This window comes from Lentimicrobium sp. S6 (assembly GCF_013166635.1).
Taxonomy (GTDB): domain Bacteria; phylum Bacteroidota; class Bacteroidia; order Bacteroidales; family UBA12170; genus UBA12170.
In genome coordinates this window covers 44,788-51,918 of record NZ_JABKBZ010000038.1, presented here as the reverse complement: position 1 = coordinate 51,918, position 7,131 = coordinate 44,788, and the positions used below count along the sequence as shown (strand labels likewise).

The following is a 7,131-nucleotide window of genomic DNA, read 5'->3' as shown; positions in this document are numbered from 1 at the left end:
TGTAAAACTCTTTTACCTCAAAATAATCTAAGATAAATGCGGGTAAAAACTCTTGTAATATTGTTAATTCCAAAACTTAATTTTTGTCAGCTAAGATAAGGATTCCCCATAGTTTTTAATGTGACCCAATAATAGTCATTTGAGCTCATTATTCTCCTAACTGTCTAACATCAAACAAAAGTATAAATGTTTTGAGTATAATATACACTCGGATTGCAAATCCGAGCGAGCTGGAACAAGAAAAACTAGAGAGAAAGCAAAAATTATATTTATAACTTGATGAATATTATAAGCAAGATAAATACCTAAGTGTATGATATGTTTTTTCATTTTCATTTGTTTTTATACTTCATAATCTCAGCAAAAGGCAAAGCTATCCAAGAAACTATAAAGGCACCGTATAGTATATTTGTGATTTGAGCTGAAAATTCATCTTCAAAAAAGAAAATTAACACAAATAAGAAAACTATCAATATCGTTGACCAATTGCTTAATCTCTTATAAAATCTATGCATAATAATTTATTTAATGGACTTGCTTGAACATCAATGGCCCATCTGGTTCCTCTTTAAGTTTCGAAGACCCTATATGATAATATAGCCCACTACCTATTGCCGTATACACCACCGCCTTATTTCAAGATAAAATAGTCCATAACTGCTTTTGACAAATTCAAATATGATTTTGTCAAATTTAGCACTATCTAAGCAATATTTTTTTCCGCATGATACCGTCTGGCATTTCTTTCAATTCATAATTTGTGCTGCGTCCACCACTTGCTTCTTTTTGTAATATATCCTTCTTTATCAAATCTTGAATATCTCGAAGAGCTGTATCCTGTGAACACTTGTTAATTCTTCCCCATTTCGAGCTTGTCAACTTTCCATCAAATCCGTCAAGCAATCTGTTTATTATTTTTTGTTGCCTGTTATTAAGAATTGTGGCTGAATTCAATTTCCAAAATTCTGCTTTATTAAGTATTTTCGATAATGTTTCTTCTGTAGACTCAATAGCATTAATTAAACATTGCAAAAACCACAAAATCCATTCTGTTATATCTGAATTTTCTTTTTGTGCTTTTTCAAGTTTCTCATAATACTGTTTCCTCTCCATTCTTATTTGCGCTGACATACTGTAAAACCGCCTAATACTTTTATCAGAACGTGCTAATGTCATATCTGTTATTGCTCTTGTGATTCTTCCGTTTCCATCGTCGAATGGATGAATTGTTACAAACCATAAATGAGCAATAGCTGCTTTTAAAACCAAATCTATTCCATGTTCATTTTCAAACCAATTTAAAAATGTTTTCATTTCAGATTCTATTCTGTCAGAACTTGGAGCTTGATAGTGAACTTTCTCTTTACCCATAGGTCCTGATACAACTTGCATAGGGCCAGTCGTGTCTTTTCTCCAATCGGCAACTGTGATTTTATAAAGCTTACTCCATCCTGTTGGGAAGAGAGCTGCGTGCCAACCAAACAACCTGTCTTTAGTCAAAGCCAAATCGTATTTTTGTGTAGCGTCAAGCATCATTTCAACTATCCCTTCAATATAGCGCTCCGATTCTACAGCACCTGCAATGTTGAGCCCAAGCCTACGAGCGATTGAAGAACGCACTTGTTCTATTTCTAAAAAATCACCCTCGATTTCAGATGATTTTATAACATCTAAAGTAAGCGTATTCAATACTGCTTCATTTTGCAAATCAAAGCCCAGCGACTCCATTTTGCCCAAAAGTCGTCCTTGTTGATTTCTAGCTTCACCTAGTTTAATCATCACTTTCTTATTATCCCAAATGAAATCAGTCCAGTTTTCTTTTTCGTGTATAAAAATCTTCATTCTCCGCAATTTATGCGACAAATATACTTCATATTCTCCGCAAAAGAAACTTTCTCCACAAAATATGCTCTGATTAAAACTATTAATCTCCGCACAGTTGTTTTTTTTGTTTGGCGGTAACAACAAATAAAAAAACCCCATACTCGAAAGCATGGGGTTTTAAAATTTTAAACTTAGTGATTATTGTACCAAGATATCATCTAAACGAATAGAAGTTGATTCTGTATTGCTTCCAACATATTTGAAAGCAATGGCAGCATCACCGCTAAATGCAGATAAAGAAACTGCTCCAGAATCTATCCAAGCGTGATCAGAATCAGAAGAAGATGCTGTAGTCACATCAATCTCTGTCCATGTAGCACTTGCATAATTTTCACCATCATAATCAGTAGAAACCATAATCATTAATGGTTCACCAGAGTGTGCCCAATAGGCCATCGCTGTTTTTAAGCTAAGCGACTTAGAACCGATATCAGAAATCATAGGAGTAATCAACCAACATTCCATATAATCCACACCTGAGTTATATCCAGTTGATTGTGCATATTTTTCAGTATCATATTCTTTACCTTGCCACATGCGGTCGCCTTCTACATTTACATTTACCCAACCTTCGAGGTTGATATCTTCGTAGTTAACTGCAGAGTTAAATTGCTCATCGATCATGTCAACGGTGCTTCCACCGCCTCCACCACCTCCGCCACCGCCAGAGCCACCTTCGGTGCTCACAACGATATCGTCAAGGCGGTAAGAAGTAGATTCTGTACCACTACCTAAATATTTAAAAGCAATAGCGGCATTACCACTAAAGGCAGTAAGATCATAATCACCTGATTCAATCCAAGCATTATCAGCATCAGACTCTCCAGCTAATACAGGATTAATCTCTGTCCAGTTGGCTGTCTCAAAGTTTTCTCCATCGAAATCTTCAGAAACCAATACTGTTAATGGACTTCCTGATGTATGAGCCCAAAAGGCCTTTGCTGTTTTTAGGCTTAACTTTTTAGTTCCAATATTAGTAACAGGAGGAGTAATCAACCAAGTTTCCATAACATCTAATCCAGAATTATAACCTGTTGCTTGTGCATATTTATCAGTATTATAAGTTTTACCTTGCCAGTTTCTATCTCCTTGAACATTTAAAGTAGTCCAACCATCTATTGCGATATCAGAATAATCAACAGCACCTTCAAAAGTTTCATTGATTTCGTCGACAGGTTCAACTCCGCCACCGCCGCCGCCTACATCGCAACGCTGACCATTCATATCAAGATCATTTACATCACGAATAAGGAATTGATAACTTCCATTATATGCACTAAGAATACCAATAAAAGAACCATTGCCTTGAGCAATTTGACTACCACCAAAATCAGCATAAGAACTAGTTCTTACAATGGTTTGAATTCCATCACAATTTGTTAAAGTTCTATTTGCTGAATAATTATTTGCCATATCAGCATATGTTTCATTCAAATCAGCATCTACAAATTGAACATTTTGTAATTCAATCAACATTCCTAAATAATCCTCAGTAAGATTATTTATTTCTAATACTGTTGGAGATAAAGCTACACCTCCATCGGCAAGCTGAACATGAGAAGAAAGGAAAGCTGGATCGATTCCGCCGAATTTCTCTTCACCATTATCATCATAAACACTACCTAATTGAACAACCCCACCATAAGCATCAAGGTATAAATTTTTACAACTCACTAATAATTTTTGTCCTACAGTATAAGTTAAAAATAAATCGTAATCGTTTATTTTAACTTCAACACCTCTTTCCGAATCCTGAATTACAAGTGTTTTATAGTAATTACCAAACTGGTCATTAGCGGTAACAGTGGCTTCAAATACTAATTCATCCTCTATTTGCAATCTTGAACCTTGATATAAATCTTTTACTGCTTTAATTGAAGAATTAACTTCCCAACTACCACCAGGCTCATCGCCACATCTTTCACCATTCATCACTACCTCTTCAACATCTCTAATATATAGTTGAGAAGTTCCTCTATAACTTGAAGCAATAGCTATTAAAGTCCCATTACCTTCAGGAATTAAATCACCAGCAAAGTTTGAATAGCCACTTGTTCTAACAATAGTTGAGCTTGTACAATCTTCTATTGTACGGTTTTCAGTAACAAGAGCCTGAGCATCAGCATATGTTTTACCTAACTCCCCATTTATAAACTGCACCCCACTTAATTTTATCAATTGACCAATATAAGCGCCTGTATTAATGTCAGAAATAGTAACATCAATAGGTTTAACAGTTTTACCAGCCGAAATTTTAATCAAATTATAGGTGGTTTCTAATGAGTCAATAGTAATTTGGTCATTATCATTATAATACCTAGCTCCGTTCATATAAATACGAACAGAATCACCAACCGCAAGACTAGTAGATGATAATAAGCTTAATTTAATTCCTCCAGTAGCATCACGCATATAAGCTTCCTTATATAAGTTACCATTTTGCTCCCCCATGGTTATGACACCATATAAGGATTTATCTTCAGTAACTTTTTGAGGAGCACTAGTAGCAGAGGCCAATAAATCAGCTACCGTCACCATATCACCTACTGGGATATTTTGTGATGGTGGAGTATCAAACTCGTCTTTTACACAGCTATTCATTCCCACTAATAATAGCAGAACAATAGCAATACTTGAAATCTTTAATAATATATTTTTCATTTCTCTAATTTTTTCCTTTTTCATTAAAATCTGAAACTAACATTTAAATAATAGGTAGTTCCATACATATAATAATACTTATTGGCGAACTTATTGATATCTTCTGTATCGTATCTAAATTGCTCATATCCACCTGTTATCACCTCTTGATTATTCAAGATATTATTAACAGAGAAATTGATATTGATAAAATATTTATAATCTATTCTCCAAGATTTACCAATATTTGCATCAAGAGTTACCGCACTGGGTAATCTTTCTTGATCCAGAATCATATCATAAGTAGGATATGTGGGTTCAATACCCGCAACCGCTTCCGCTGTTCTTCTATCTGGATTGATAGGTAAATAAGCCCTATCAAAATAGTTCACATCAAAGCCAATATACATAAAGAAAGGTGTTTTATAATTTAATCCACCAGATAATGCTGTCTGAGGGCTTCCTCCAACATAATAATTCTTAAGATATACAGTACGGTTACTCAAAACTGCTCTACTATTATCTAAAGTAATGGTCGACTGTGCACGAGAATCATAAATATTTTCACCCACTGCAGCCACTACATTAATTTTAAGGTCTGTGATAATTTCATATTGGGCTCCTAATTCAAGTCCCATATTACGCTCATCTAAACCAGTCATATTATAGTTCACAAAGTTTTTCAAATCTTCATGATAAAAACTTCTACTCCATGTTTTATCGGCAAACTTAGTATAGTAAGCAGAAACTCTAGCATTAAAGCCAGGCATCTTAACCACATAATTCAAATCAGCAGAAGAGATTTTTTCATTGGTTAAATTATCAACCACTTGGTCTCTGGTTCTATCAGAAAGATAAGAATTACGGAACTGAGGCGCTCGGGTTTGGTATAATGCATTGGCACTTAAATAATGTCGACCCGATACTTTATAGGTCACCCCACCTTTAGCACCATAGTTTAAGAAGTTATTCTTTTTAGAATCTCCATAAGAATCCTCTGGAAACAAACCATTACGCATATGACCTGTTCTCCAAAACTGATCGTAAGAAACATTGGCACCCACATAATAATCCACTTTTTGATATTCAAAAGCCATTTGTGCCCATGCCATATATTTATTGATATTGGCGGTGTAATTATATCCAAAGATATCACCAACTTTAACCACATTATTTGGATTATTTAAATCAGATTGTGCAAAACTAGGATCAGAAAAATCTCTTTCCGCAAATTTATTAACGTCCAAATAAAAATCGCCACCCAATAAATCGTCTACAACAGTATAGCGATCTCCTTTATAATTGGTTAAATCGATACCTCCAGAGAAAATCATATCTTCATTGATTCTAGAATTATAAGTAGAAGTCAGATTCATTTTCTTACTGTCACTTCTTCTGTCTTCTATAATATAATTAGATCTTTTTCCATAAACTGTATTTCCTTCAATTCCATTTGCATTCTCAATATTTGCAAATTCATCGGAGTTGGCTTGATAGAAATAATCCCAATCTAATTGTCTAAATGCCTCATTATTCTCCCATTGATCGGTCAAATAGGCTGCATGAGCAGGATCCGTTTCGGCATAGTAGCTTGGAAGATTCCTATAATAATCTGGACGAGGATCGTTACCCGAAACCCAGTTTAAAGCAGTTCCACCACCTCTACCAAACATATATGAAGCTGATGTGGTAAGCTTTGTATCTTCATCAATGGTCCAGTAATGACTTAAAATCAGCATGGGTTTATGAAAATTAGACATACGAGCATTTCTTTTCTCGCCGTTCTGATAACCCCAATTTGGATTATAATAATTATTACCACTTAAATCGTAAGCTTCTTGTACAGATGCAGAGCCTTTTCCTCTTTTACTAGGAGCACCATAGCCAATAAATCCAATGGAATGCTTATTATTAATTTTTTTCTCTACAGATAGGAAATAAGCATAAGCATCATAAGAATTACCTTGAACATATCCTTCCTGAGCCCAACGTCGAGAGCCACTGAAAGTGAAAGCCCAACCATTTTCCTGCATTCCTGTAGCATAAGTAAACATCAATCGTTGATTATACGATTTATTCAAGAATGAATAAGTTAATTTAGTAGTGGGAGAGTAACTTGAAGCACGTGCTTCCATATTGGTAGCTCCACCAACGCCACCATAGGAAAACTGAGCAGAAGTAATCCCATTAAGGACTTCACTGTTCCTTAAAGCATCGTTTAAACCGCCCCACGAAGACCAATATACTCTTCCTGACTCCATGTCGTTCAAACTTACTCCATTCATATTAACACTAGCATTATCAGAATCATACCCTCTGATTCTGAATCTTGCTGCACCTAATGTGTAGCCCGCAGTCGATACAAAAATATCTTTGGAAGACTGTAAAATCCCCGAAATATCTGTCGACTCTTCATCTCCATCCAACTCAGCTTGACTTATCACCACAACAGAAGCAGAGGAATTATCCTCTTTCATTTCCATTTTTAAAGTATCCACTTTAGTATCTACTTGTGCAAAAGATAAGGCTGAAATGAACAGGAATAGTAAAATCCATTTTATTTCACGCATATTTTTTTGATTTTTGATTACCCTATAAATTGGGGGC

The 7,131-nt window shown here is 35.0% G+C and carries 3 protein-coding genes; all 3 read right to left on the bottom strand.

What is annotated here, in order from left to right; translation table 11 throughout:
* Window positions 1–699 precede the first annotated feature (699 nt).
* The 3 genes from HNS40_RS13250 to HNS40_RS13240 all read right to left on the bottom strand — a co-directional run bounded on the left by HNS40_RS13250 (window position 700) and on the right by HNS40_RS13240 (window position 7,094).
* Complete coding sequence (locus HNS40_RS13250) at window positions 700–1,842, bottom strand: Fic family protein (protein WP_172281585.1); 1,143 nt, start codon at window positions 1,840–1,842, stop codon at window positions 700–702.
* A 180-nt stretch (window positions 1,843–2,022) separates the two neighbouring features.
* Window positions 2,023–4,545: a DUF5689 domain-containing protein gene (locus tag HNS40_RS13245; RefSeq protein WP_172281584.1), complete on the bottom strand. Its 2,523-nt coding sequence runs from the start codon at window positions 4,543–4,545 to the stop codon at window positions 2,023–2,025.
* Between the two features lie 23 nt (window positions 4,546–4,568).
* Window positions 4,569–7,094 (bottom strand): TonB-dependent receptor plug domain-containing protein, encoded by a 2,526-nt coding sequence (locus HNS40_RS13240; RefSeq protein WP_172281582.1) that lies wholly within the window; start codon window positions 7,092–7,094, stop codon window positions 4,569–4,571.
* Between the last annotated feature and the right edge of the window lie 37 nt (window positions 7,095–7,131).